The sequence below is a fragment of the Metapseudomonas resinovorans DSM 21078 genome, assembly GCF_000423545.1.
GTDB classification, from domain to species: Bacteria; Pseudomonadota; Gammaproteobacteria; order Pseudomonadales; family Pseudomonadaceae; genus Metapseudomonas; species Metapseudomonas resinovorans.
Genome location: NZ_AUIE01000010.1, coordinates 137,345 through 163,184 on the forward strand (window position 1 = coordinate 137,345; position 25,840 = coordinate 163,184).

Below are 25,840 nucleotides of genomic sequence, written 5' to 3' on the forward strand. Positions count from 1 at the left end.
CTCGCGCAGCGGCACCAGCCGCTGGCAAGGAGGGCAATGTCGGCATCACTGGGGCTGCACGGGGACCACGCCACGTCGCGAGAACAGGACGGGATTGTCATTGGCATCAAGCAGCGCAGCCGTTAGCGAAACCCCATCGGCCGTATGCTGCTCCATGAAGCTCAACCCGCCGTCTCCGCTGCGCACCATCAGCCCATCCAGGCCGACCACAACCACTTGCCGGCCTGATACCGCCACGTCGGTAATGGAGCTCTTGCTTTCAAGGGAAACGCGCTGCCATTGCTGCCCATCCGCGGAGCCATGCAGCAGCGTGCCACGCTGGCCACCGACCAAAAGGGTCCCATCGGCCAGCACGGCACCCGACCACAGGGTGCCCTCGTAGCCGGTGTCCAGATAGCGCCAGGTTTTCCCCTGATCATCGGAGCGCAACACCTGGCCACGTTCAGCCGTGGCAAACAGGTTGCCGTGGTGGTCGGCGAATAGTCCCAACAGATTGAGGTCGGCGCGGCTATATCCCGGCGGCGCTTGCAGCGCCTGCTCGGTCCAGGTCTTGCCACCATCGTCGGTGGTCAGAACCAGTGACCAGAGGCCTACGGCCACCCCCTGCCGGGCGTTGAAGAAATGCACCGCGAACAGCGGGCGATCTTCTTCGCTGGACAGGCGCTGGAGCTGCCAGGAGTCACCGCCATCGCTGCTGTTCAAGATCGCCCCCCAATGGCCGACTGCCCAGCCTTGCTTGGCGTCGACGAAGCTCACCCCGGTGAGGGGTGAGGACAGCGGAACCGAGCCAGCCTGACGGAAACTTCTCCCGCGATCATCGGACAGCAGCACCATGCCGTGATCACCCACGGCGACCAGGCGTCCATTGGCCCACGTAGCACTCAGCACAGTGGCCTGGGTGGCGTAGCTCGACGGGGCTGCCGGCACGGCGTCCAAGGGTGCGGCCGGCAAGGAAGCCAACGGCAGCAGAGCGGCAAGCGCGGCCCCGGCGAGTGATTTAACGAATCTCATCATTCTCTCCTCAATGCGCCAGCGCGCCAATCATGCGTACCGGGCGCTTGCGCGGGAACACCCGCTCCAGCCAGACGGCGAAGGCCGGTAGTACAGTCATGGCCATGACCATGTTGACCATGAACATGAAGGCCAGCAGCTTGCCCATGTCGGCCTGGAACTTGAGCTCGGAGAACGACCAGGTGGCTACACCAATGGCCAGGGTGATGGCGGTGAAGATGGTCGCCACACCGACCTCGAGCAGCGCATGCTCGACAGCCTTGGTGATCGGCTGGCCGTTGGCCTGGTGCAGTTGCAGGCGGTTGTAGATGTAGAAGGCGTAATCGACACCAATACCCACCGCCAGCACCATCACCGGAAGCGTGGCGATGGTCAGGCCGATCTGCAGCTCCTTCATGAACCAGTAGCCGATGAAGGTGCCGATGGTCAGCGGCAGGCAGCACACCAGCACGGCCCGCAAGTCGCGGTAGACCACGAACACCAGCAAGGCGATGGCCGCGTAGACGTACAGCAACATCGGCGTCTCGCTCTTCTCCACCTCCTCGTTGATAGCCGCGAGCACCCCGGCATTGCCCGAGGCCAGGCGCACAGAAACGCCCTGCATGGGGAACTCGGCGCGGAAGGCCTTGGCGGCTTCGATCACCCGCTTAATGGTGGTGGCCTTATGGTCTGCCAGGTACAGGTGTACGGCGGTCATGCTGCAATCGGCGCGCATGATTCCTGAGATACGAGCGACCTCGGTGGCCAGCGAGGAGTAGTTCATCGAATCAATGGGGACCGTGTTCATCTTCGGATTCCCCTCGTTGTAACCCTCGTTGAACTGGCGCATGCCGGTCGAGAACGAGGCGACCGACAGGACCCCGGGAACGCCTTGCATTGCCCACACGAAGCGGTCCTGGTATTGCCCCAAGGCCACGTTCTCGCAGGCGCCGACGACCTCGCCGGACTCATCCGGCTGGACCTCGAAGACTACGCTCAGCCAGTCCAGCCCGATGTCGTAGTTGCTGGCGATGGACACCGCATCGAGGTTGAAGCGGGAGTCCTCGCGCAGTTCTGGTGCACCGGCCTGCAGCGTACCAACCACCCGATCATGGCTCTGCCAGACCGCCACGGCGAACACCAGCCCGGCCGTAACCAGCACCAACCGGGCATTGCGCCATTCGGCGAGGCGGGCCAGGCCGTGCAACCAGCGGCTGCGGCGCTCACGGGAAATCTCCTCTGCGGCGGCGTAGCGGCCGTCGACCTTCAGCATCGAGGCCACCAACGGCAGCATCACCAGGTTGGTGATGATCTTGTAGGCCACACCAAGTGAGGCGGTGATGGCCAGCTCGCGCACCATGGGAATCGGGATCAGCAACAGCGTCACGAAAGACACGAAGGCCGTTACCAACGCCAGGGTGCCGGGAATCAGCAGGCCGCTGAAGCTGGAGCGCGCGGCCTCCTCGGCAGTCTTGCCGCAGGCGATTTCGCGCACGATGTAATTGATCTGCTGCACGCCATGGGACACACCGATGGCGAACACCAGAAAAGGCACCAGCACGGCGAGCGGATCGAGGCCGTAGCCGAGCAGACGCAGACTGCCGAACTGCCAGACCAGCGAGGTCAGCGAGCAGCCCAGGGCAAGCAGGGTGAAGCGCACGGAGTGGCAGTACCAGTACACCGCGGCGGCGGTCAGCAACAACGCCAGCAGGCAGAACTCCAGTACCGCGGAAGCACCATCGGCGATGTCGCCGATCTGCTTGGCGAAGCCGATTATCTGGATCTCGAACTTGGCGTCCTCGAACTGCGCGCGAATCTGCTGCTCCAGGACCCGGTTGTAGGCCACGTAGTCCAGGTGGGCGCCAGAAGCATCGACCTCGTTGAGTTCGGCGGTGATCATCGCACTGCTCTGGTCACGCGAAACCAGGGTGCCAATGAAGCCTCCCTGTGCCGTGGAGCTGGCAATCTTGCTGATGATCTCCTTGTCGAGGCGCTCCGGGGTCACCGTGCCGGGAATCAACGGGTCGGCGCGAAAGCCCTCCTCGGTGATCTCGTTGACGAAGGAGTTGGGCGTCCACAACGACTGCACGCTACTGCGCGAAACGCTGGGCAGGAAGGTCACCGCCTGGGTTACGTCATACAGGCGCTTGAGCCCCTCCACGCTCCAGATATCACCCTCGCGCGCCTTGACCACTATGGTCAGGCGATTCGCCCCGATCAGGTCGCTGCGGTAGGCCCGGAAGGTCTCGACGTACTCATGACCGATCGGCAACTGCTTTTCAAAGCCGGCGTCCATGCGCAGCTGCACAGCGAACCAGGCCATGCCTAGCGTGAAGGCGGCCAGCAACGACAGTACTGCCCAGCGCTGCTTGAACAGCCAACCCTCCAGGCGTGGCAGCACGCCACGCCTCTTCACTTCGGTTACTTCTAAAACAGGAGTGTTCACAGCGTGCCTCACAGAGAGTGCGAAACCGACAGGCCAACGTAATCCCGATCACGCAGCATCTGGTCGTAAGGGGTATCGCCATCGTTGAACTTCGCGTAGTTCAGGCTGACTTGCCAGTTACCCGGGTTGCGCACGAAGTTCACATAGAAATTCATCGCGCTGGCGTCTCGGGTATAGGTCGAATAGATCGATGGCGTGCGGCCATTGCCCAGGGAGCGCTGGTAGTAGATCCCCGGCGTCACGGTCCAGCCTGGGATGACGGTGCCGTCATAGGTCAGGCTGAAGTCGACATGCATCCCCGAGGAGCTCTTGTCGCCGTGCGCTCTAGGCGGAAACTGCGACAGATCTGACACCCAGGTGTTGCCCCCCGCAGCAACCAGCTCCCCGTCGTAGCTGTCATGCAGCCCCGGGTATTTCACCAGCACCAGCTCCGACAGGAAGGTACCCGTGCTGGCCCCGGTGAACTCGAGAAGGTCGGGGGAGTTGGCGTTGGTCAGGCTGTAGATGCCCGTCAGGTGCCACTGGAATTTCTTGGTGTCCTTCCAGCATTCCCCTCCCCGTCCCGAACAAGGAGCAGGGCCAAATGCGAGGCCCGGCAGGGGATTGAGCGGTACTGCCTCCTTGGGGCGATAGGACAGCTCGGTGCCCACGGCCCAGTCGCCGACAGGCATGTTGGCACTGATGCCGTAGAGCATGCGGTCTTCCGGATAGACCCAGGTGGGGGCGAATGTGCTCTGGTTGTAGTCGACCTGCGGCAGCTTGTCGTGATAGCGCATCACGTAGAAGCCGTAGTTGACGTCACTGTCCTCCGGCTGCCAGCGCACGGAAATGCCCCACTGACCGCTATCGCGAGCATCTTTGTCGTCGTAGCCGTAGGCTTCCAGCCCTTCGCCGATCACGTTGTAGGTGGACCAGTAGCTGCCCACCGGCGGCAATTCGCTCTTGTTCCAGCCGAACTGATAGTAGAGCTCGACGTTCACGCCGTAGCCCAGGCCCGAGGCGACGCTGAGCATAGGTGCCGGCAGCACGGCTTCCTTGAGCTGAACCCCTGGACTGGAGAGCGCCTGGAAGTCATAGGAGTTGGTGGCATTGATGCCACCAATTGCGAACAGGCTCTCACCCCAGTTGATGACCTGGTTGCCCAGGCGCGCGCGAACCCGCTGGTCGGCCACATCGAAGCTCTTGCTGACCCACAGGTCGAGCAGGCGCGCCTTGAACTTCAGTTCGTCACGCGCATCATCGGTCAACCCGTCGCTGCCAATATCCGACCCCAAGGCCTGCCTGAACTGAGTTTCGGCTCCCAACGATCCCGTGGTATCGGTAGCGGCGAAGTCACGCTTCCAGCTACCACGCGCCATGAACGTGAAGTCCTCGGGGAACTTCAACACCAACTCGTGGACACCCTTGATGTAGTTAGTGAACAGATCGCCCTTGCCATAGTTCATGTTGCCCTGATCGCCGATACCGGAAACGGTCGGGTCCAGGCAGCCGCTGGGCGGATTGTGGCCACCGGCACCCGCATTGATCAGATCACACCCCGGAGACTGGGTACGCACACCCATGCCCGCCGAGATAGTGGAATCAAAGGATCCCCGGATATTGTCCGTCTCGAAGGTAAACCCCAAGGCCAGCGGCGCGGCACACGCAATGGCCAGGCCCGATGCTTGCGAAATTATTCTTTTCATGTCGGCACCTTAATTCGCGGTTAGCGCTCGCTGATGGAACGCAGGTTGTCGGATGTGTAGAAGTCGCGCTTCATGCGCGGGTTGTTGCCGCTCTCGGTGATCCAGCGGTGGTCATCCTTGCCTGCGCCAACCGAGGTCATGTCATACAGGTAACGACCATCGACCAGGTTGTACTGAACCTGGGCCTCCATATCGCAGCTTCCGGTCTCGTACACCGGAATGGTGAAGCCCTCGCGCACCTTCCAGATCTGCCCCTGCTTGTCGTAGTCGACCGCCATCAGGCCGTTCCAGCTGTCCTCGTCGATGTAGAACACGCGCTTCGGTGCCTGATGACGCATACCCTGGCGCACGGTGGCCTCGACCACCCAGACACGGTGCTGCTCGTAGCGGCGGAACTCGGGCGCGATGGCGTCGTCCTTGGCGAAGCTCGAAACCTTGGCAGAGGTGTCATAGGCGCCGAAGGAGTTGTAGGGCACGATCAGCTCTTGCTTGCCGACCAGTTTCCAGTCGAAGCGATCCATCGGACCGTAGAAGATGTTGGACTCATCAATGGTGTACTGATTGTCCAAGCCGATTTGCGGTGCGTCGTAGGAGTAAGCCGGCATGCGGCGCACACGACGCTGACCCGGGAAGTAGTAGAAGGTGGTGGTCTGCTCACCCGCCTTAGTGGTGAGCACACCGGCCTGACCGGCTAGGGAAACCGGATCGAAATAGGAGAAGTAGGTCGCTGTCTCCATGCCGTCAGTCGAGGAAAACAGCCTGCTGCCCTTCTCGCCCCAGGGCGTGAACATCGTCCAGTCCAGCGAGGTGTTCAGCCAGTCGCCTCCGGCCTTGCGCGGGGAAATACCGGAGATGGTCTTGGTCATGTGAAAGCCGACGCCGCGGTAGTGCATCTTCATGTTCCACATCACCTGCGCACCGGTAATGGGCTGCGGGAACGGGATGCCGGGAACGTGGGCTTCTTCCAGGGCAAGACCGCTTGCGTCGAGCTTGGCGAAGCCGACGTTCTTCCTGGTGTTCTCGGCGACGAAGTCCGGCACGCCGCAGCTGCGACGGGTCGGGTACACGTCCATGCGATAGCCTGGGATCTTCTTGAACAGCTCCAACTGCCCGGGCGAAAGCTTGCTCGCGTATTGCGCGACGTTGTTGGAGTCGATGCTGAAGAGCGGCTTGTCATCCTTGAACTTCCAGTGCTGGCCGCGCACCTGGCCGTAGCTCCACCCCGAATCCTGCTGACCTGGCGGCGTCCAGGCTGGAATCACCCCATCGGCGCTCGCGGCAACCTCCCCTCCCAACGGCGTTAGCGTGGTGCCCAGCAGGGATGCATCGCTCTGTGCAGCCTGAACCGAACAGAAGGCGGCCGATGCCGCCAGCGCTACCAGCAGTTGCCTGACTCCACCTGCGATGGAGTTGCCGACATCGGGGCGCTGAATCACGTCTTTCATTGGGAGGTCCTCATGGGGCTTTAAGCGGCGACCGGCGCTTCCTGGAAGGAAGAATCGGGCTGTGCCAGACTTCTGGTCATTCGACTTGGTCACTTGACCAAGTCAATCGATCAATAGCAAACCATGTGCCAACCGGCGATACAGTTATATTTTCCTTAAATATCAGCTATTTAGTATTTTTATAACAATTGTGATGTGATACCTGCGCACCCAGCTATGCACCAACTTGATTTAGGCACGCGCACCAGAATGGGAATTTACGAAACGCTTGTTACCTTATTTCTCCAAGCAGAAGACGAGAGACACCGGATACGCATTCCACGCCCAATGGCGTTGCTAAAGCATAGGCACCATTAACAGATACATATCGCTCCATGACGCTGCGAAGTGGCATGGGGTAGCATCCGCCGGCGCGGCCCCAACCCGGGCAGTAGCGGCATAGCGACAGGAACGGAGAAACTTTCATGGCCAGAGTGGGTGCTGAACTGCGCAGGCAGGATTTCGTGAAGGCGACGGTCAAGGTGATCGCCGAGCATGGCGTGGCTAACGCCACCACACGGCGAATCGCCGCTGAAGCCGGTTGCCCCCTCGCCTCGTTGCACTATGTATTCCGGACCAAGGACGAGCTCTTCTACGCCGTCTACGAATCGCTCTTCACCCTGCCCCAGCAGACCCTCGACCAGGTACCTGCCGGAACGACCCCGTCAGAGACGGCGGCGGAGATGCTGCGCCAATTGGTCACCTGGTTCTCAACCAATCCGGAACTGGCCCGGGCGCAGTCCGAACTGTTCTTCTGGACTATGCGCAACCAGCCGGAGATGGCCAGCAAGATCTACTCGGTGAGTGTCGAGGCAACTGAACTGGCCCTGGCGCGCACCATCGGCAACCGTCTCGACCAAGCGGCGCTCAAGGCCACCAGCCGGACACTCATCCTGCTGTTCGACGGCCTGCTCATAGCCTGGACCGCCCACAGCGACCTCGAACGCCTGAAGGCGGAAACCGAAACGGCCTGCCAAGCGCTGGCCTTGCTGGTAGGTAGTCACTGAGTCTGCAGCACTCGGGGGCTGCTACCAGCGTGAAAGCATGGGAATCCTCGCAGGTTCCCCATAGGACGACAGCGTCAGTGCCCACCTGTTCGCCGGTGCCGGATGGTTCCTCTATCCAAATACAGCCGCGACTCGCCAGTAACCGCTAGGGCCATATGCTCCAGCAGCTTGTTCATGTGGGTGAACTGGGCCAAGCGCTTGTCCTGGCTCTGGCCACGGAAGTAGCGGTAGTAGATCTGCTGGACGATGCCGGCTAGGCGGAACAGGCCGTAGGTGTAGTAGAAGTCGTTGGGCCGCTTCTTCGCGGCGCAAGGTATCGGAAGCGGCCAGTGCATCGGCCGCGCCCCTCAAGCAGATGTTCCTGCACGGCGCCGGAGTCTGATCGGCGCCTTTCCGCCCCGACTACAAACTGCTGACCAGATGGCCGCCATCTACCGCTAGGACGCTGCCAGTCATGAAGGAGCCCGCATCACTGGCCAGCAGCAGGAATGGCCCTTCCAGCTCCTGAAGCTCACCTAGGCGACGCATGGGCACCATGGCGCGGATGTAATCGCTGCCCTTGTCGCCCTCGAAGAAGGTCTCATTCATTTCGGTCTTGAAGTAGCCAGGGGCAATGGCGTTGACGCGGATACCGTAGCGCGCAAGTTCCAGGGCCAGTGACTTGGTCAGTTGCACCACCCCAGCCTTGGCGGCGCAGTAGTGACTGTAGCCCGTCGCCACGCGCAGTCCGAGGATGGAGGCGACATTGACGATGCTGCCTCCGCGACCGCTGCGGGCCATGCGTTGGCCGGCGACCTGAGCCACGCGCCAGACACCATCGAGATTGGTGGAGAGCATGGCCCGCCAATCCTCTTCACTGATCTCCAGCGGTCGCTGACCATTTCCAATACCAGCGTTGTTGAGCACCACATCGACCACACCGAAGTGGGCTTCGGCCGCATCGAAGGCAGCCTCGACGCTAGCCCGGTTGGTGACGTCCAGGTTAACCGGCAGCGCATGGCCATCCTCCCACTCGATATCAGAGGCCAGTTGCTGCAACCGCTCGATACGCCGAGCCGCCAGTACCACGCGCGCGCCCGCACGTGCAGCCAGTCGAGCGAGATGCGCGCCGATGCCACTGGACGCACCGGTGATCAGTACCACGCGATTGGCAAGGGAAAAGTTTTGAACGTAACTGGAAGTCATGGGAGAACCTCGAAGAGATAGGACTGGCAATCCTCCCAGCCGGCGAACAAGCCAGGCGAAATGCCGGAGCAAAGTTGATGCGAGTACGGGACACCTCGTATCCCGGCGTGCAGAAAGCGAGGAACCAGGAAGAGCCCATCAAGCATGCGCTGCCTGGCTCCCCGCCTTCTCCGGAAGCGCTGCTGTGCAAGGGCTGGCGTGGTCACCCTTGAACTAACCCACTTCCGGAGCAGGGGGGACTCTTAGAACCGCTCTATGCGCTTCCGGCCAGCGGCCACCAGGCGCTTCAGCAGCGGTGCCGGTTTGAACCACATCTCGCCGTATTCACCCAGGCCCTGCCGGTAGCGCTGAAGACCAAGCAATACAGTATCGAGACCCAGCTGCTCGGCGTAGTGCATAGGGCCGCCCAGGTGGGCGGGGAAGCCGTATCCGTTGATCCACACCAGGTCGATATCACTTGTGCGCAGGGCAATGCCCTCATCCAACAGTTGAATGCCTTCGTTGATCAGCATGAACAGGCAGCGTTCCAGAATTTCCTGGTCGTCAATCGGGCGCCGGGATATTTGCAGCTCGTCCGCCAGACGCTCGGCCAGGGCGATCACCTCCGCGTCGTCTTTTCGATTCCGCCCCTCATAGAGGTAGAAGCCTCGCCCGGTCTTCTGGCCATACCGCCCCATGGCGTACAGCTCGTCGCCCAGGCGGCAGTAGCTCTCGTCGTGGGCGATGGCGTCCCGGTTGGAATCGCGCACCAGGAAATTCACATCGATACCGGCCAGGTCGAGCATGCTGAATACGCCCATGTTCAGGTCCAAGTCAGTAAGCACGCGATCCACCTGGGCCGGCGTCGCGCCTTCCAGCACCAGGCGATGGGCTTCGCGGGCATATGGTTCGAGCATGCGGTTGCCAATGAAACCGAAACAAACGCCGGAAATCACCGGCAACTTGCCGATGCGCCTGGCGATGTCCAGGGTAGTGGCCAGCACGTCGGGCGCGGTGGCCCTGCCGCGCACGACCTCGAGCAAGCGCATGGCATTGGCGGGGCTGAAAAAGTGCAGCCCTACTACATCTTGAGGGCGAGCCACGGTCGCCGCGATGGCGTCTACATCCAACGACGAGGTGTTGGTCGCCAGGATCGCGCCCGGCTTGCACACCTTTTCCAGGGTGCGGAACACCTGCTGCTTGACCTCCAGCTTCTCGAAGACAGCCTCGATCACCAGGTCGGCCTCGGACAAGTCGGCGTAGTCGAGCGTGCCGAAGATCAGGTCCATGCGCGACTCCACCTGCTCGGCTTGCAGCCTGCCACGTCGAACGCTGATCTCGTAGTTACCCCGAATCTGTGTCAGGCCACGGTCCAGGGCCTTGCCATCGGTCTCCAGCAGGGCGACCGGTATACCGGCATTGGCGAAGCTCATGGCAATCCCGCCGCCCATGGTGCCGGCGCCTATCACCGCGATTCGCGCGATTTTGCGCAGAGGTAGATCGGCCGGCACGCCTGGAATCCGGGCCGCCTCGCGCTCGGCAAAGAACACATGGCGAAGCGCCTTCGACTGACGAGACGACTCTGCCTGTTTGAACAGCGCCAACTCCCTCAGAAGCCCCTCATCGAGCGGCAACAGAGAGGCCGCCTCCAGGGCCGACAGCACCAAGCGCGGCGCAAGGCGGCTTTTCCAGCTCGGCTCGTGCTCAGCGCGATAGCGGGCGAGGAAGTCATCCGGCAGGCCCTCCGCCGGCTCCGGCCAAGCTTCCGCTGGCCGCGCCGGCGCCCGGCAGGCGATCAGCTCATACGCATATTCGCGAGCTTCATCCAGCAACCGCTCCGTGCTGGGGGCGATGCGGTCGAGCAAGCCCAACAGACGAGCATTCTCGGCATCGATCTGCTTGCCCGAGAGAATCAGGTTCAGCGCGGACTCAACGCCGATCAGGCGCGGCAGACGTTGCGTACCACCCGCCCCTGGCAGCAACCCCAGGTTGATCTCCGAAAGACCGACACGCAGGCTCGGTTCGCCGATGCGGTATCCGCAAGCCAGGGCCAGTTCCAATCCACCACCCAGTGCGACCTTACCCAGCGCTGCGATCATCGGTTTATGAATAGCGGCCAGGCGCATCAGCATGCTGGGCAGGTCCGGCTCGGCGAATGACGCTTCGGTGCCGAACTCCTTGATATCGGCCCCAGCGCTGAACAGCCCACGCTCGCCATGGAGAATGATGGCCTGCACCCTGGAATCGGCCGCGGCACGCTCACAGGCATCGGACAGGGCAGCGCGGAGAGTTTGGTCAAGCGCGTTGACCGGCGCGCGGTCCAGGCTGATCAAGGCCAGACCCTGCTCAAGGCGGTAATGGATCAGCTCACTCATTAGGCATCCTGTTAACAGCGTCAGGGTAAATCGGACTGGAACTTCGAACGTTGAACAAATCTTGGAGTCCGTTCCCTGCAGGCAGACCCAGCCAGGCTTGCATTGAGTCGTGGCCCAGGTGCCGTTCACCGCTCTCAGAGATGGCTGAACACGTCGTCGATGCTGGAGATCATGCGAGCAGGCTGGGGATAAGAGGCGCTAGCCTCAACCGGCGCTTTTTTGGAGTAACAGATGACCGCCGTTATCAGGGTCACGACCAGGCAAGCAAGCAGCAGTTGGCGCATGGAGACCTCCGTCCTTCAGCTATTGGCCGAATGCAGAACCTTGTTGTTATTGGACTCACGGGCCTGAGTTTGCGTCTGGCCGAACGGCAAAGCTTCACAGATCACGCCACAAAATGTTCAAATCATGATTGACGTCCAAAGCAGCCATATCGCCGGATAGCAGTCGCGGGCATCCAACCTACCACCCAGCGGGAGCGCCCCATGGCTTTAGCAGTCCCCTCGCCAGGCGATTCGAAATGACCTCCTTCGTCCGGGGCATTGCTCTGTTGGGCTTCGACGATTTCGCCCGCAGCCAGGCACTGGACCCACACTCGCTCCTCGCCGAAATCGGACTGCCCGTAGACGACTTGGATGGGCCCATTTCGGGGGAAAGGTTCGCTGCTCTACTGGAGCTCTGCGCAGCACGCACAGATAACCCGCTTTTTGGCTTGCAGTTTGGACTTCACCAGGGCACCCACGCTGTGGGTGACCTGTTCTACCTGATCAACAGCTCCTGCGGCCTGGGCGAAGCACTAGAAGCGCTGATCCGCTATTACCACGTCCACAGCAGCGGCGCGGAACTCCGCCTCGAACGACACGGTAACGAAGTGCGCCTGCGCTTTGATGTAACGGACGCTGATGCGGCCTCGGTCCGTCAAACCGTGGAGCTGGCCATGGCGGTAGCATTGCGCCTCATACAGACGCTAATCGGCAGGGACTGGAAGCCCAATGAACTGCTCATGCGTCATTCCCCTGTTGAAAAAGCGGGGGTATACCGCTCACTGCTAGGCATCGCCCCTCGGTTTGACAACCCAGTGAACGCATTGGTCTTCGACGCCACGCTGCTGGCTACCAGACTCAGCGCTAGCGATGATCGCTTCCAGCGGCTCATCCGGAGACACTTCGATGAGCTCGCGAAGCTCAACTTGCAGGAGCTACCGCACTACGTGCAGAAGCTTTTGCGCAACCGGCTCCCAGGCGGCAATGTCACCGTCGAACAGGTCGCCGAATTGATGATGCTCAGTCCCAGAACGCTGCAACGCTACCTCCAGGCCGAAGGTACCGGCTTTCAACAACTGCTCGACAGCACCCGGCAGTCCATGGCCATCCGTTACCTGCGAGACTCGTCCATCAGTCTGACCCAGCTCTCCGGGCTACTTGGATACAACAGCCTCGGCGCTTTCTCCCGCGCGTTCAGCCGCTGGACCGGGACCAGCCCACAGAAGTGGAAGCAACAGCAAAGGCGTCTGACACAAACAACGGACGGAGCCGCCGATGAATAACGCCGGCATTTCGCTGTCCCCCTTCGTGCGAGCCCTTAGCCTGACTGGTTTCGATGAGTTTGCTACGAGCGTGGGGCTCAACTCAGCGGAAATGCTGCGCAGGGCGTCCCTCCCCGCAGATATCCTCAGGCGGCAAGATGGCATCATCTCCTACCGCCGCTACTGCGATCTGCTCGAACTATGCGCCCGAGAGTCGGGCAAATCGCTGTTCGGGCTGCACTATGGCCTTCATCAGGGCATCACGGTGTTCGGTGATCTGCTGTACCTGATCCGCAATACGGGAAGTGTCGGTGATGCCCTTACCGAACTGCGCGCGAACTTCTCCCTGTACAACGGCGCGGCAAATATTGACCTGGATGTGCAAGGCAAACAGGCCGTCCTCAGCTTCAGAGTCAACGATGCCAATACCCCCGGCCGGTACCAGGCTGAGGAGCTTGCATGCGGCGTTGCCGTGCAACTGATGCGCAAGTTGGTGGGCGGCGCCTGGCAACCTGACAAGATACTTCTGGGACATTCCCCACTCGACCAGGCGCCCGCTTACATGGAAGCCCTGAGGTGCCGGCCAACTTTCTCCTCCTACTGCACCGGCCTTGCCTTCGACGCGGCGACGCTCGCTTTGCCGCTCAGTAAGGGAGATGAAGGATTGCGCCAAATGATTGCGGATCACCTGGGCAGAATCGAGCGCCTTGCGGCCGATGAGCTCCCCCAATACATCAGGCAATTGCTCCGCGATCTCCTTCCAAGCGGCCGGGCCACTGTGGAGAAAGTCGCCGACTGCCTGGCCCTCCATCCTCGCGTGCTGCAGAGACGCCTGACGCAGGAAGGTACATCCTTCCAGAATCTGCTGGACGGCACCCGCCAGGACATGGCACGCCACTACCTGCAGGACCCCACTATCAGCATGGCGCAGCTGGCTGGCTTACTCGGCTACTCCAACCCCAGCGGCTTCAGCCGCGCTTTCCATCGCTGGTTCAACGCGACGCCACTGGAGTGGCAACGGCAACAGAGCACCAAACGGCAACCTCGTCTATTGCGTGGCCGACGAGCGACATGATGCGGCCTGGTCGAATTTTTCCGATCGTAGCGCAGCAGGCAGTAATCGCAGAATGAAAAAACCCGACTTCACTAGGAATATCAGGGGTTTGCTTGAAACGGAAAGTGTCAGTAAAGGAGGGATTCGAACCCTCGATTTGTCCAAAGCACACAATACTTGTTTGAGAGTCCATTCTACGGGCGCTGCCAACCTACTCAAGAAGCAATGCTGTACCACTCTGCCGTCCAGTCGGAGTCAGGAGGCCAATGAGTGCCGCTGCCCAACCGGCAAACCGCTCCGCAGCGAATAGCGCGCCTTCACCCAACAGAGGTCGCAGGTAACCAAGGCCAACGCCATGATCTACCGCTCTAGCCGAGTCGCCTGCGCCACCTGCCCGCTGAAATCAATGTGCTGCCCAACACGCCGAACCGAAAGATCGTTCGCAACATCCATGAGGCTACTCGCGACGTAGCTCGACGCATCGCCAAGGCACCGGAGCATCTCGTCTCTCGAGATATGGATAGAAGAGGTAACCATCGATAGAGCACCACCGTGAACATTCAGGACGCCACCCTCGCCCTCTTCCTTGCGGGACGTACTCACGGCAACAACGCTGCCATCAAAGCTACAGCCAAGCGCTGCACCAAATTGCTACCGCGCAGCAAGCGCGACCTGATGTTTGCCATTGTCGACAGTGCCGAGCCGCTCCGCCTGGTTAACTACCTGGCCGAGCACCTGGACTAGGCAGCTTCGGAACCTCGTCGGCCACCAGGCTCGGCGAGAGCGGCCGTAGCTGACCCGGAAACACTCCGGTGCTGTCCACGTAGCGCAGCGCTGACTTGGCATCGCGCCAGCCCACATAGCCCATCAAGGCCTTCTGGTCCCAGCCACTGCGCGTGGCCCAGGTGGCGAAGCCGCGGCGCAGCGAATGACTGCTGTACAACTCGCCCGGCAACCCGGCGCCTTGCAACACCGCCCGCAGCAACGGAATGACGCTGTACGGATGCAACCCCTGCTCACTCAAGTGACCCCAGCGGTCGATGCCACGGAATACCGGCCCACGGGCAATCCCCGCCAGGCTGATCCAGTCGCTGTAGGCTTGCACCGGGCAGAGCCTGGCCAGCGCCGGCGCCAGGTAACTCTGGCCCTGGTTGTCACGATCACTTTTGCTCCACGGCAGGAACAGCTGCATGCCCTCCCCGGCCCGCACCTGGATGTGCTCGACCTGCAGGCGGCAGAGCTCGTCGCTACGGAACGCGCGCCAGAAACCGATCAGCAGCAGGGCGCGATCACGCCAGCAACGCAGCAACCGCGGCAGATCGCCCGCCATGCGGGCCGCCTCCCCTTCCCGTTCCAGCCAGACCACGCACTGTTCCAGCTCGCGTAGCTGCAGCGGCTCGGCCTGCTTTTCCGGCTTCGGGTGCAAGGTACGGATGCCCTTCAGCACTTGGCGCACCAGCGGGGTCTTGGTCGGGTCGGGAAAACCCTGGCTGACATGCCACTGCGCCAGCGCGGCCAGGCGAAGCTTGAGGGTGCTGCTGGCGAGGGTGCCGGCATGGTCGACCAGGTAGCGCACGATGGCATCGCTGGTCGCCGGCAGGAAACCGCCCCAGCTCACCTCGAAGTGCTCAATCGCCTGCTGGTAGCTGCGCCGGGTATTGGCCCGGGTGCCTGCCTGCAGGTAGCGCTCGAGGGGTCATGCCGAGATAAGGGGAAAATTAGGACATTCGTTCTGTAACTGGATGTTTTTAAACAAATATTATTGTTGGCCTTGTACCAGACTGGCGGGCATGCGAGATAAAGCCCCGCGATGCCAACCCAGCGAACCACTCTCCTCGTGACCCACGCTCTGACCTTCCGCGCCTAGATTAAGCATCGAGTCGGGCGCAACCCTTCCTCGATCTTCCTATGGCTCTTGGCATCCGATAGCTAGGATCTCGCAGGATTCGGCAATCAATTGCAATAAAATTCTGATTATGCGCAATTATGTAAAAATACATAATTGCATCGAGGGACAGTTCGAGGGCGTTTCCTTAATCCTCCTTGAGATGTGGTGGGCATGAAGTCGCCGCGGCGTAATTGGAGTAGCAATGCCCCCTTGTGGTCAGTAATGCTACCTCCAACTTTAAGCCGACCTTAACCCCCGGGCTTCGGACAGGATCTCGCCTCGCACTGCGCACCGGGGGTAGGGCGGCCAACGGCCTTCAGTGCGCTCGATTCGCTGAGGGTGTTGTTGGCGCCGTAATCGACTAGCTCGTTGGTTCGCGTCTGCGCTGCTTGTTGGCATACATCAGCGCGTCCGCAGTGGCCAGCAACTCGTCAAGTGGCCTTAGCTCCCGCGGTTGGCAGCTGGCCACACCGATGCTCAGCGACAACGGGTAACGGCAGCGGCCACTCTGGTTCAACTCGTCCACCAGAGCCTGCACACGCGAACTGATGACCTCCGGCAGCTCCCCTGCACCGATCGCCAGGACCACAAACTCATCGCCGCCAATCCTCGCGACAACATCGGTATCGCGAAAACCGGCCTTCAGCACCTGAGCGGCGGCCATAATCACCAGATCACCAGCCTCATGGCCGAAGCTATCGTTGATGTGTTTCAAACCGTCCAGGTCGATGAAGAACAGCAGGCTGGCGAGGTTGTTGCGACGCGCCGCTTTGAGGCCCTGCTCGGCTAGGAGGAAAAAGCTTCTGCGGTTGTGCAGCCCAGTCAATTCATCGGTCAATGAAAGCCTTCGAATATCGTCTTCAGCGCGCTTGCGCTCGGCAATCTCGGTAACCAGACTGGCGTTAACCGCCTCAAGCTCCTGGGTGCGCTCTATCACGCGGTGCTCAAGCAAGGCGTTCAGCGCCTGCAACTCCGTTTGCGCCTGCTCGCGGGACAGATCGACGCGGTGCAGTCGGGTGGAGATTCGCACGATCACCTGCGTTAAGCCCACGATGCTCAAGGTCGCCAGCAATGCAAGGGTGAAACGATTGTCGTAGAGGCCTTGCGCCTCTCCGAACAACAACAGTACGCCGGTCGAAAACACGACGATGGGGATAGAGGCCAGCATGTCCCGCGCAACGGTACCGCCTGCCGTGTCGCTGACCAGAACGCGGATGAAGCCGGCCAACGGCTGTGCCGCCATGATGCCCAAGCTGAGCAGCATGAACGAGGTGACGGTGTGAATCGCCATCGAGGTGTATGCGCCCACGGTACGCAGGGTGCCGACATCAAATACGTAACCGACCAAGGCAACCAGTGCCGTCAGCAGGGTGATCAGCGCGGATGCCTGCGAGAGCCGCGGCCTGAATCCCAGGAGCAACAGACTCAGCCCGGAAGCGACGGCACACACCGCTGCCGCCGGAGCCATGCGTCCTGGATGCTTGGCGAGCTCCATGGTCGAGTCATCGGCCATGAGCAGTTGGTCTATGCCGAGGTTAACCGCAAAGAGGTACTCCATCAGAGTCAGCAAGCCGACCAGCGTCACGAACCCTGCGAACAACTGTTTGAGTAGCAGCCGGGATTGACTTGGGGTCGTCGGCAGGCCCGCCCCAAGCGCCAGGCCTGCGGCGACCAATACGCACGCGGTGTTGACCATCATGGTTACCCAGCCGGGGACCACGCTCTTCAGGAAGCCAATTCCGAAGACCCAGCCGGACAACACGGCGACCCCCACCAGTGCCACGGAACAGGCAGCACACCAGGCAAACGCCCGAAGGAAACGTAATCGGGCAAGTAACGACGGGCTCAGAGTCTTCTCCATCACAAGGTACAGGGCTTCTCAGCATCAGTTCGCCATTATGCCGCCACGGCGTCAGGAGTCATTGGCACCTTCGACGCTCGCGAGCCGGACATGGCCGAGCAGTTTCAGTTGCGTGGTGGCTCGTTCAATCGCTCCTGCAGGCGCTGGGCTTGCTGGGGGGCATGCCAAGATAAGGGGAAAATTCATTCATTTGGTCTGTAGGCATTTGTTTTATATGCCATTTTTTAGATCAGTCTTCAGGCTTTTGATTCTCAAATCGTCTGCCGACGAAATTTATGTGCCCAGCAGGCGGCCTCACCCTTTACCCCGTAGATTGGCCTGCCGAGATTAGGCAAAAATTCCGCCAGCAATCATGTAAGCTGTTGAATCACAAACTTTAGATGACCCAAAATTCGATGAGCAAGCCGATAACTTCAGCGATGAGTTCGGCTTGATAAGGCGCGATGTCTTTTCCGTGACATCTGAACTATTGTGCTACCTCCATGTGATTGCCGACGCTGCCACCTCAGCGCTGGCGATCGTTGCCTTGTTGGGCGGTAAGTGGTGGGGAGCTGCGTGGCTCGATCCGCTGATGGGTGTTGTTGGCGCCGTAATGGTCGCCATCTGGGCCAAGGGGCTACTCCGTGAGACCGGGCGCGTCCTGCTCGATGCGGAGATGGATGCGCCCGTGGTCGAAGAGATCCGCGAGGCAATCAAACAAAGCCCAGTGCCCGCAGACATCACCGACCTGCATGTCTGGCGCGTTGGTAAAGGCCAGTATGCTTGCATCCTGTCGCTCGCAACGGATCACCCTCTGAGTGCTGACCATGTTCGGCAGCAACTCAGTGTTCATGAGGAGTTGGCGCACATCACGGTAGAGGTGAACCGGCTGGCGGCAGCCTGACCATGTGCCTGAAGCGGCAGCCTCCATCACGAGCCATGGCGTAAGTGCCCCCCACTACCGCTATTGTGAATAGGTTGCCCCTCCCTCGATCCTGGCATGGATAAGCTCTTCGATAAGTTAGGCCTGCCGCGTAGTCACTATCGGCTGCATCGGGCCGTGCTCGCTGGATTTCCAATGGCTTAGGTGGGATTCGCGTTACCGGCCTCTGCGGGGGGGCTGGCCAAGGAGTTTCAGCTGCGTGAGGGCCTCGACCAGGTGCTCCTGGAGGCTCTGCACTTGCTGGCCTTGGGACGCCCCGGCTTCGCTCAGGCGCGTTACTTCACCTTGTAGCGTATCGCAGCGTTCCCGCAAGGCACTGTTCGCCTGCTCGGCCTGGGCCCAGGTGCGCTGTCCATTCGTGAGGGAGTGCTGGTTTTGCTCCAGTTGCCGCTCCAAGGCCTGCACGTCCTTCTGCTGCTGGCGGGCTTCGGTCAGCAGGCGGGCGTTGTCACGGTTCAGCTGGGTCAGCTCGTCTTGTTTGATGATCAAGGTCTGCTGCAACTGCCGCAGTTCCAGTTGCAGCTGTTGCACCTGGCTTTCGTGCCGGCGCTGCTCCTGCTCGCGCTGATCCTTGCTGGCCTGCCGGTAATGCTCCAAGGCGTCCCGGGCATGCTGATGCTTCTCCTCCAGCGAACGGATCTGCCCCTCGCGGTCCTGCAGGCGGGCATCCTGGTCGCGCTCCGCTTGCTGCAGCCGCGCCACCTCGACTTCCGCCAACTGGCGTAACTGCTGCTCCTGCTGCAACCCCTGCTGCGCGACCTGCAACTGCTCGGTGAGACCGGCGCAGTGCGTTTCTAGCTGCTGGCCGCGGGTTTCCAGCTGGTGAATCCGGTCGTGGTAACTACGGCGTTCCTGGGCCAATTGCTCACGTTCCTGGGCCACAGCGGCACGGGCTTCGTCCTGCAACTGCGTCGCCATCTGAGCGACGAGATTCGCCAATTGATCACTGAGCGACGCCGGCGCTGCCCCCCGGCCGTGATCGGCTTCTTCCAGTTCTTTCAGGTAGCGGTGGATGGTGGTTTTCGAGCCGGTATTGCCCAGCTCGACCCGTACGGCATCGATACTCGGGTGTTCCCCCCGCGCCAGAATGGCCTGCCGCGCCTTCTGAACCAATGCCTTGTTGATGCCACCACGGGCCATGATGCGCTCCTACGATTTCGTATTGGTTTACATACCACGTATTTACATACTGATTATGAGATAAAACTGACCATGTTGTGGTGACTATTTATGATAAAATAATGGAGCGTTATTCAATAGGATGGGCAAGAACGGTCGGTTGACAACCGTTTTCCAGTACACAAAGGGCAACCTAGGGCGATGAAGGACGTCGGGCGCTATCTGCAAGCCGGTACGCGGGAAAACACTCGCCGCAGCTACCAATCGGCCATCGAGCACTTCGAAGTGACTTGGGGCGGCTTCCTGCCCGCCACCAGCGACAACATCGTGCGCTACCTGGTGGACTACGCCGACACCCTAAGCCTCAGCACGCTCAAACAGCGCCTGGCCGCCCTGGCCCAGTGGCATATCAGCCAGGGCTTTCCCGACCCGACCAAGACACCCATGGTGCGCCAGGTGCTCAAGGGCATCCGCACCTTGCACCCGGTCCAGGTCAAGCAAGCGGCGCCGCTGCAATTGCTGCACCTGGAGCAGGCGATCCTCTGGCTGGAGCAGGAAGCGGTTCGTACGTACCAAGCCGGTGAATTGGTCAGCTACTTGCGCTGCCGGCGCGATGTCGCGCTACTCCTGATCGGCTTCTGGCGGGGCTTTCGTAGCGATGAACTGTGCCGGCTGCAGGTCGAACACATCCAGGCCGCAGCCGGTGCCGGCATGACGTTGTTCCTGCCCTGGAGCAAGGGGGATCGGCACAACCTCGGCATCACCCACTACGCCCCGGCGTTGAAACGCCTCTGCCCCGTACAGGCCTACCTGGACTGGATCAGTGCGGCCGGAATTGTCCGGGGGGCGGTGTTCCGCCGGCTGGATCGGTGGGGCCACTTGAATGAAGAAGCCTTGAATTCTGGCAGCCTAATCAACCTGCTGCGCCAGATCCTCCAGCGCGCTGGCATCCCGGCTGAGCTGTACACCAGCCATTCGCTGCGGCGTGGCTTTGCCACCTGGGCCACGGCCAATGGCTGGGACCTCAAGGCGCTGATGACCTATGTGGGTTGGAAGGACATCAAGTCGGCGATGCGCTACATCGACCCCGCCATTTCCTTTGGTGGCCTCGCCGCTAGACCCGCCGTTGAACTGCCTGCCGGCACTTTGACGCAGTTGCCAGCTTCTCCCTAACTTCGGCGCACGACGGGAAGTTATCTGCCATTCAGCAGTCCTGCTGGATTGGCTTACACACCACCGTCACATCATCGAAGCTTGGAATGAGTCCTACCGCCTGCGGCACAGCAGCTTGGTGGCGCAGACAAAGATCAATTCACGCAAACGAAAGCACCAAGAAGACGCCGAGACGGTGAATGACAAATAATGTTGAGATGACGGAAGACGCTGCGTGGTGAGCATGCCCCAAGCGACGCAGAGCTAGCCAGGCAGTATCAACGGTCGCTGTGGACTCGTGCTGTACCGTTCAACTTGGGTACTCGGCCATGGCTGCACTCGACAGCCTCATCGGCGAGATGGTTTCCCGCAGTATTCACGTCGCTGCTGCATCGGCGGGCACTTGACTGAGCCAAATGAGCAGAACACACAACAGTCACCGGGATTAGGCCGTAGCAGCGCTTTGCAGTTGCTGCACTCGTAGTTGAACTGGCAGGCGTCCGTGGGCATGGTTTCCTGCCTGGCGAAGCCGCAGTGCGGACAGGTCAGCACGGACTGAAGAATAATGGCATTCATCGCGTCCTCGGTTCTGCCCCTAGCTGGATAGCCCGCGCTCCTTGGGCCCTCCCCAGAGCGTCTAGCTGGAGCTAGTCAGCCGCATAGGCGACGGTGATCGCTGATTCTGGGCTATGATCAAAACTGTTCCGTGTAATTTTTCCTTGAGAGACCGCCTTCGGGCGGTCTTTTTTGCACTTGCTCCCTCCGGTGCCCGATCAGAATTAGCCAAACACGTGGCGTCTACAACCACCTACGTACGCGCGTGCGATAGGCGGCGAAGTCCTCTCCGAACAAGCTCGCCAATGCTTCCTCTTCCGGACCGATTTGGAATCGATTCATGTAGAGCATGAACCCGGCCACGCCCAGCAGCGCCACGGGTGAGCTGTGATGAAATTCGCCACGACCTCATAACCTACGGGGTTGGCCAGTAGATCAATGGGGGAGTTTCTGACGAGTGGACCTAAGTGGCTGTACGGCCACTTAGGTTTCGCCAAGCTTAGACTTCCTTCTAAACGGCGCGACCAACTGGGCGCCATAGCTCGTTGGGTAGCCCCTTTCCAGGAGCCCCACCTGCGCGTCGCCGAGCTTGCCTGCGCTGTCATAGAAGGTCCCGAGCAGGTGATCCCACACTAGGAGGAACTCGCCGAAATTGACCTGGACATCCTCGAATTCACGCTTGTGGTGCCAGCGGTGCGTTTCCGCAACGCCGATCACCTTGCGCAGCCAACCGAGTGAGTAATCGAGGTTCGAGTGCTGAAATGCCAGCTGCACGGTGAGGATGCCAAACCAGGTCGCCACTGGGGCAGACGGTGTTCCCAGCGCAAACAGCACGAGAAGGCCCGGCCCTGCCATGATCGCTGCATGCAGCGGATGGCGGCGTTCGCCATTCATCCAGTAGAGCCGTTCGGCACTGTGGTGGGGGGCATGCAGCCGCCACAGCCACGCCACGTGATGGCTGAGCCGATGCATGGCGTAGAAACTGAGATCCAGGACCGCTGCAACGATTAGTACTTGGCACCAAAGCGGCAGGTCCGTTGGGAAGACGCGGGCTGCGTCAGGCACCAAATCACCCAGTCGAGCCAGTACCGTGGCGGTGAACTGGATGACTGACAAGTTCACGATCATATGCAGGAGATCGGTCAGGGTATCTTCATGATCCTCTAGCCAGCTCTCTCGGAACGGCTGCAGACGTTCCAGCATCGCGATCACCAGAATCGCCCCTGCGGCCATGATGGGGGTGACAGGCCAGTATGGAACACCTTCGTAAAGCAGCCAGAGCATTCCGGCCGCCGTACCGCCAAAGATGGCGGGATAGCTGAACCAGCGGATCATGAACCTGGAGTAATTGCCCATCGTAACGTCCTCCCTGCGGTGATCATCACTCTGCGCCGCTCGGCCGGGGGCACGCTTGAACGAAAAAGCTGACTTCAGCTGCTCAGGCTGACGTGGCCCAGGGCCGAAGTCGGATCGAGACCAAACAGATTGCGAAAGGTCCGCGAGAAGTGCGCGGCATCAGCGAAGCCGGCCGCATGGGCGGCATCGGTCAGGCTGCGTCCTGCCGCTATGTGTTGCAGCGCCGCGACCAGGCGGCTCCATTTCCGGTAACTGCGCAGCGGCAAACCGGTCTGCTCAACGAACCAATGAGAAAACCGGGTCGGTGAAAGGTGGACCAGCCTGGCCAGGTACTGTCGGCCATGCGTCGACGCGCGCAAGGCCACGAGGACCGTCTGCAACCGCGGATCGATTTCCGATGTGACGGTCAGGTTGAGGACGTCGCGAACCCTCTGCTGCACGTCTTGGGTCGTGAGGTCCGGCGTTTCCAGCAAGGCCTGCAAGGCGGCGACATCCTGCACCTCTATGGCCGCGAGGTCGGCTCCGGCATGGAGGGCATGCGCCTCTAGGGACAGCGCATCAAGGTAGATCGACAAGACCGCCACTGCCTCGATCCGATGCATTACTCCGGCTCGGATGCAGATGGCACGCGCGCTGACGCTCGTCTCCGGGGTGTCGACGGTCAACTCGCCGGTTAGACCAATCGTGATCTGATGGGCCATGTGGCAATGCCAATCGTGGCTACCCGCCTGCCCCAGAAACACGCCCAGCCCGGGTGAAATCCAGGCTTTGCCACGCCAGCCGATACCCTGCGTTGCGTTCATTCAGCGGCGCCTCAGGGTTCCACATCCCGTTGGCTGGTAATTTTTTGCACTTCGGCCTGGAACGCTTCATCGAGCAGGCTGGGCTTCTTTCGCCAGGGCTGTCGATCGGGCTTGCGCTGGGCGGCATACATCACCACCTCGCCACCGTCCCGCTCAACGAAGTTGCGTGCTTGCTGCTCCAGTTCCGCTCTCAGCTGCTCTTTGGTCATGCGGGCTCCTTGGCTTCTTCTGACCGGGGAAACTCCATGTGAAAGGCGGTACGGCCGTGTGCGGAGGTACACCAGATCCTGCCGCGGTGGGCTTCGACAATTGACCGGGTGATCGCCAGCCCGAGACCGGCATTGCTGGGACTGCCCTCCCGACGGGCGGGGTCGGCCCGATAGAACCGGTCAAAGAGGCGCTTGAGATGCTCTGGCGGGATGGTCTCGCCGGGATTCTCAACGCTCAAGGTGGTCGATGCGCTGGTCTGGGTGATCTTCACCGCGATGGTTTTACCGGGCGGGGTGTAGCGCAGGGCGTTGGAAAGTAAGTTAGAGATGGCGCGATCCAGCATTAGCACGTCACCGCGGACACTGCCCCATCCGGAAATCTTCAGCGATATCCCCCGGTCATCCGCCATCAACTGGTAGTACTCGAACAGCTTGCCGACGATCTTTTCCAGCTCAACCTGTTCGCGCTGCGGCACGATCAAACCGTTGTCCGCCTTGGCCAGGAACAGCATGTCATCGATTATTCGTGACATGCGCTTGAGGTCATCGAGGTTCGAGTACAAGTTTTCTTCATACGCCTCTAGATCGCGTTTTCGCGACAGCACGACCTCCGTATGAGTCATCAGGTTGCTCACCGGGGTCCGCAACTCGTGGGCGATATCGGCGGAAAAGTTGGAGAGCCTTACGAAGGCCTCATCCAGCCGAGCCAACATCGCGTTGAATGACGTCATCAACTGCTGCAGCTCCAACGGAACAGGCTCCATCGGAATGCGTTCCTTGAGGGATCTGGCCGACATCGAGGCGGCCATCTGGGTCACTTGTCTCAGTGGGCGAAGCCCGCTGCGTGCGACGATCCAGCCCAGCCCCGCACTGACCAAGGCGCTGATGATCAGCCCAATGGTGAACCAGCGCTGCAAGGCCTCAAAAAAAGCCATGTGGTGGGTCACGTCCAACACTAACAACAGGGTCAATGGGGCCGCCAGACCCGGGACGTTGAGCTCGGCTGTCAAGCCGCGGTACATAAACTCCTGATCTTCCCACTCCCACATGGTGGGGGCTGACCTGACGCGGAGCCCTTGGGGAACATTCACCATAGCCGGTTCCGCGAACAGCACCTGGCCATCGCTGTCCAGAATAATGGCCGCAAGATCCCGGTGGGCGCCCAGCAGCGCGCTTAGCTGGGGCTTCAACTCGGCAAAGTTGGTCACACTGGGAAGCCCCTGCAGGATGCTTTGTGCCGACTCCAGTTTTTCCACCAGGACCTGGCGATCCAGCGACTTGAAATGGCGCTGGCTCAGGTGGTTGAAGCTCAGCCCGGCCACAGTCAGCACGGCGGTGACGGCGAGCATGAACATCAGGCTCATGCGCGCGGTCAGTGAAAGGTGCCTCATTCCGGCTCCGGCCCATCAAGCATGTAACCCATGCCGCGGGCGGTATGGATCAGCTTCACCGCGAAGTCATCATCGATCTTCGCTCGCAGACGGCGGACAGCCACCTCGATCACATTGGTATCGCTGTCGAAGTTCATGTCCCAGACCTGTGACGCGATCAGCGATTTCGGCAGCACTTCGCCACGTCGGCGCATCAGCAGTTCGAGCAGGGAGAACTCCTTGGCCGTCAGCTCAATACGCTTTCCACCGCGCGTGGCGCGGCGCTTCAGCAGGTCCACTTCAAGGTCCGCAATCCGCAAGATCGCCTGAGTTGGCGCGCTGTTGCCGCGGCGCAGGAGGGTCCTGACCCGCGCCAGGAGCTCGGAAAACGCGAAGGGCTTGATCAGATAGTCATCGGCGCCCAGTTCAAGCCCCTTCACTCGGTCTTCGACGCCGTCCCGGGCGGTCAGGAACAGCACGGGAACGTCTTTCCCGGCGGCGCGAACCATCCGCAGCACTTCCCACCCATCCAGCCCCGGCATCATCACGTCCAGGATCAACAGGTCATAGGACTCGCTGAGCGCATGCTGAAGGGCATCGGTGCCCGTCATGACCCGGTCCACATTGAAGCCAGCCTCGCTGAGGCCCTGTTGCAGGTAGGTACCGGTTTTCGGTTCGTCTTCAGCGACCAGGAGTTTCATGCGCGGCATATCCAGAAAGGCAGGTGTCGAGAGTTTGCAGGCAAAGATGGTCCCCAACCACAACCTTACGAAAATGTAATCCTGGCTTCAGGCCTCTGTCAGGGAGCGTTGTCTAGGGTTGCAAACAAGAGCGCGCCGTAAGCGCTCGCCCGGCACTCGCTGAGATGACGCAAC

General features: G+C 60.8%; 21 protein-coding genes and 3 pseudogenes. 7 read left to right on the forward strand and 17 right to left on the reverse strand.

Annotation, left to right across the window (positions count from 1 at the left end; genetic code table 11):
• Positions 1–45: 45 nt before the first annotated feature.
• Genes G559_RS0111480 through G559_RS0111495 form a run of 4 tightly spaced genes read right to left on the reverse strand, consistent with a single transcriptional unit; the run spans position 46 to position 6,566 of the window.
• Positions 46–1,011, reverse strand: coding sequence for a WD40/YVTN/BNR-like repeat-containing protein (locus G559_RS0111480; RefSeq protein WP_028628350.1), 966 nt, complete (start codon positions 1,009–1,011; stop codon positions 46–48).
• A gap of 10 nt (positions 1,012–1,021) precedes the next feature.
• Entirely contained in the window at positions 1,022–3,391 is a 2,370-nt protein-coding gene (locus tag G559_RS0111485) for an efflux RND transporter permease subunit (protein WP_394296410.1), read from the reverse strand.
• A 53-nt stretch (positions 3,392–3,444) separates the two neighbouring features.
• Positions 3,445–5,121, reverse strand: coding sequence for a DUF1302 domain-containing protein (locus G559_RS0111490; RefSeq protein ID WP_081668034.1), 1,677 nt, complete (start codon positions 5,119–5,121; stop codon positions 3,445–3,447).
• A 20-nt stretch (positions 5,122–5,141) separates the two neighbouring features.
• Entirely contained in the window at positions 5,142–6,566 is a 1,425-nt protein-coding gene (locus G559_RS0111495; RefSeq protein WP_028628353.1) for a DUF1329 domain-containing protein, read from the reverse strand.
• 464 nt (positions 6,567–7,030) lie between these two features.
• Between G559_RS0111495 and G559_RS0111500 the strand changes: the two genes are divergently transcribed.
• Positions 7,031–7,612 carry a TetR/AcrR family transcriptional regulator gene (locus G559_RS0111500; protein ID WP_028628354.1) on the forward strand — a complete coding sequence of 194 codons (582 nt, stop codon included), beginning with the start codon at positions 7,031–7,033 and terminating at the stop codon, positions 7,610–7,612.
• Between the two features lie 74 nt (positions 7,613–7,686).
• On the opposite strand, the pseudogene G559_RS0111505 reads toward G559_RS0111500, so the two are convergent.
• The 4 genes and pseudogenes from G559_RS0111505 to G559_RS30410 form a co-directional block, all read right to left on the reverse strand.
• Positions 7,687–7,899 (reverse strand): annotated as a pseudogene (locus G559_RS0111505) (hypothetical protein); the annotation flags it as partial.
• Between the two features lie 115 nt (positions 7,900–8,014).
• Positions 8,015–8,797: an SDR family NAD(P)-dependent oxidoreductase gene (locus tag G559_RS0111510; RefSeq protein WP_028628356.1), complete on the reverse strand. Its 783-nt coding sequence runs from the start codon at positions 8,795–8,797 to the stop codon at positions 8,015–8,017.
• Between the two features lie 242 nt (positions 8,798–9,039).
• On the reverse strand, positions 9,040–11,151 hold the full coding sequence (locus tag G559_RS0111515) for a 3-hydroxyacyl-CoA dehydrogenase NAD-binding domain-containing protein (protein WP_028628357.1): 2,112 nt from the start codon (positions 11,149–11,151) through the stop codon (positions 9,040–9,042).
• A gap of 134 nt (positions 11,152–11,285) precedes the next feature.
• A complete protein-coding gene (locus tag G559_RS30410) occupies positions 11,286–11,435 on the reverse strand; it encodes a hypothetical protein (protein ID WP_155945718.1) in 150 nt (49 codons plus the stop codon).
• A gap of 236 nt (positions 11,436–11,671) precedes the next feature.
• On the opposite strand from G559_RS30410, the gene qhpR reads away from it, so the two are divergent.
• From qhpR to G559_RS0111540, 4 genes and pseudogenes are all read left to right on the forward strand, one after another.
• A complete protein-coding gene (qhpR, locus tag G559_RS28885) occupies positions 11,672–12,697 on the forward strand; it encodes an AraC-like transcriptional regulator QhpR (protein ID WP_036997307.1) in 1,026 nt (341 codons plus the stop codon).
• Positions 12,690–13,751 (forward strand): AraC family transcriptional regulator, encoded by a 1,062-nt coding sequence (locus tag G559_RS0111530; RefSeq protein ID WP_245586496.1) that lies wholly within the window; start codon positions 12,690–12,692, stop codon positions 13,749–13,751. The genes qhpR and G559_RS0111530 overlap by 8 nt, the downstream gene beginning before the upstream one ends.
• A 232-nt stretch (positions 13,752–13,983) precedes the next feature.
• Positions 13,984–14,243: pseudogene (locus G559_RS29845) on the forward strand (IS5/IS1182 family transposase); the annotation flags it as partial.
• A gap of 39 nt (positions 14,244–14,282) precedes the next feature.
• Complete coding sequence (locus G559_RS0111540; RefSeq protein ID WP_028628359.1) at positions 14,283–14,474, forward strand: DUF7740 domain-containing protein; 192 nt, start codon at positions 14,283–14,285, stop codon at positions 14,472–14,474.
• Here the strand turns inward: G559_RS0111540 and G559_RS0111545 are convergent.
• Positions 14,446–15,348, reverse strand: coding sequence for a site-specific integrase (locus G559_RS0111545; RefSeq protein ID WP_081668036.1), 903 nt, complete (start codon positions 15,346–15,348; stop codon positions 14,446–14,448). The genes G559_RS0111540 and G559_RS0111545 overlap by 29 nt on opposite strands.
• 631 nt (positions 15,349–15,979) lie before the next feature.
• Positions 15,980–17,479, reverse strand: a complete 1,500-nt coding sequence (locus G559_RS29625) for a GGDEF domain-containing protein (protein WP_051246595.1) — start codon at positions 17,477–17,479, stop codon at positions 15,980–15,982.
• A 475-nt stretch (positions 17,480–17,954) separates the two neighbouring features.
• Between G559_RS29625 and G559_RS28895 the strand changes: the two are divergent.
• Positions 17,955–18,362, forward strand: a pseudogene (locus G559_RS28895) (cation transporter); the annotation flags it as partial.
• A 195-nt stretch (positions 18,363–18,557) separates the two neighbouring features.
• Here G559_RS28895 and G559_RS0111560 read toward each other — a convergent pair.
• Positions 18,558–19,541 carry a DNA-binding protein gene (locus G559_RS0111560; RefSeq protein ID WP_028628361.1) on the reverse strand — a complete coding sequence of 328 codons (984 nt, stop codon included), beginning with the start codon at positions 19,539–19,541 and terminating at the stop codon, positions 18,558–18,560.
• A gap of 180 nt (positions 19,542–19,721) precedes the next feature.
• Here G559_RS0111560 and G559_RS0111565 point away from each other — a divergent pair, with 180 nt between their 5' ends.
• On the forward strand, positions 19,722–20,693 hold the full coding sequence (locus tag G559_RS0111565) for a site-specific integrase (RefSeq protein ID WP_028628362.1): 972 nt from the start codon (positions 19,722–19,724) through the stop codon (positions 20,691–20,693).
• Between the two features lie 327 nt (positions 20,694–21,020).
• On the opposite strand, the gene G559_RS30935 is transcribed toward G559_RS0111565, so the two are convergent.
• From G559_RS30935 to G559_RS0111595, 6 genes are all read right to left on the reverse strand, one after another.
• Positions 21,021–21,248, reverse strand: coding sequence for a GDCCVxC domain-containing (seleno)protein (locus G559_RS30935; protein WP_081668038.1), 228 nt, complete (start codon positions 21,246–21,248; stop codon positions 21,021–21,023).
• Between the two features lie 462 nt (positions 21,249–21,710).
• Positions 21,711–22,583: a sterol desaturase family protein gene (locus G559_RS0111575; RefSeq protein WP_028628363.1), complete on the reverse strand. Its 873-nt coding sequence runs from the start codon at positions 22,581–22,583 to the stop codon at positions 21,711–21,713.
• Positions 22,584–22,657: 74 nt separating this feature from the next.
• Entirely contained in the window at positions 22,658–23,386 is a 729-nt protein-coding gene (locus tag G559_RS0111580) for a helix-turn-helix domain-containing protein (RefSeq protein WP_028628364.1), read from the reverse strand.
• An 11-nt stretch (positions 23,387–23,397) separates the two neighbouring features.
• Positions 23,398–23,595 (reverse strand): hypothetical protein, encoded by a 198-nt coding sequence (locus G559_RS0111585; protein ID WP_028628365.1) that lies wholly within the window; start codon positions 23,593–23,595, stop codon positions 23,398–23,400.
• The gene (locus tag G559_RS0111590; protein WP_028628366.1) at positions 23,592–24,986 is read right to left on the reverse strand and encodes a heavy metal sensor histidine kinase; all 1,395 of its coding nucleotides are present in this window, start codon (positions 24,984–24,986) and stop codon (positions 23,592–23,594) included. The genes G559_RS0111585 and G559_RS0111590 overlap by 4 nt, the downstream gene beginning before the upstream one ends.
• Complete coding sequence (locus G559_RS0111595; protein WP_028628367.1) at positions 24,983–25,666, reverse strand: heavy metal response regulator transcription factor; 684 nt, start codon at positions 25,664–25,666, stop codon at positions 24,983–24,985. Before G559_RS0111595 ends, G559_RS0111590 begins: the two co-directional genes overlap by 4 nt.
• Positions 25,667–25,840 lie beyond the last annotated feature (174 nt).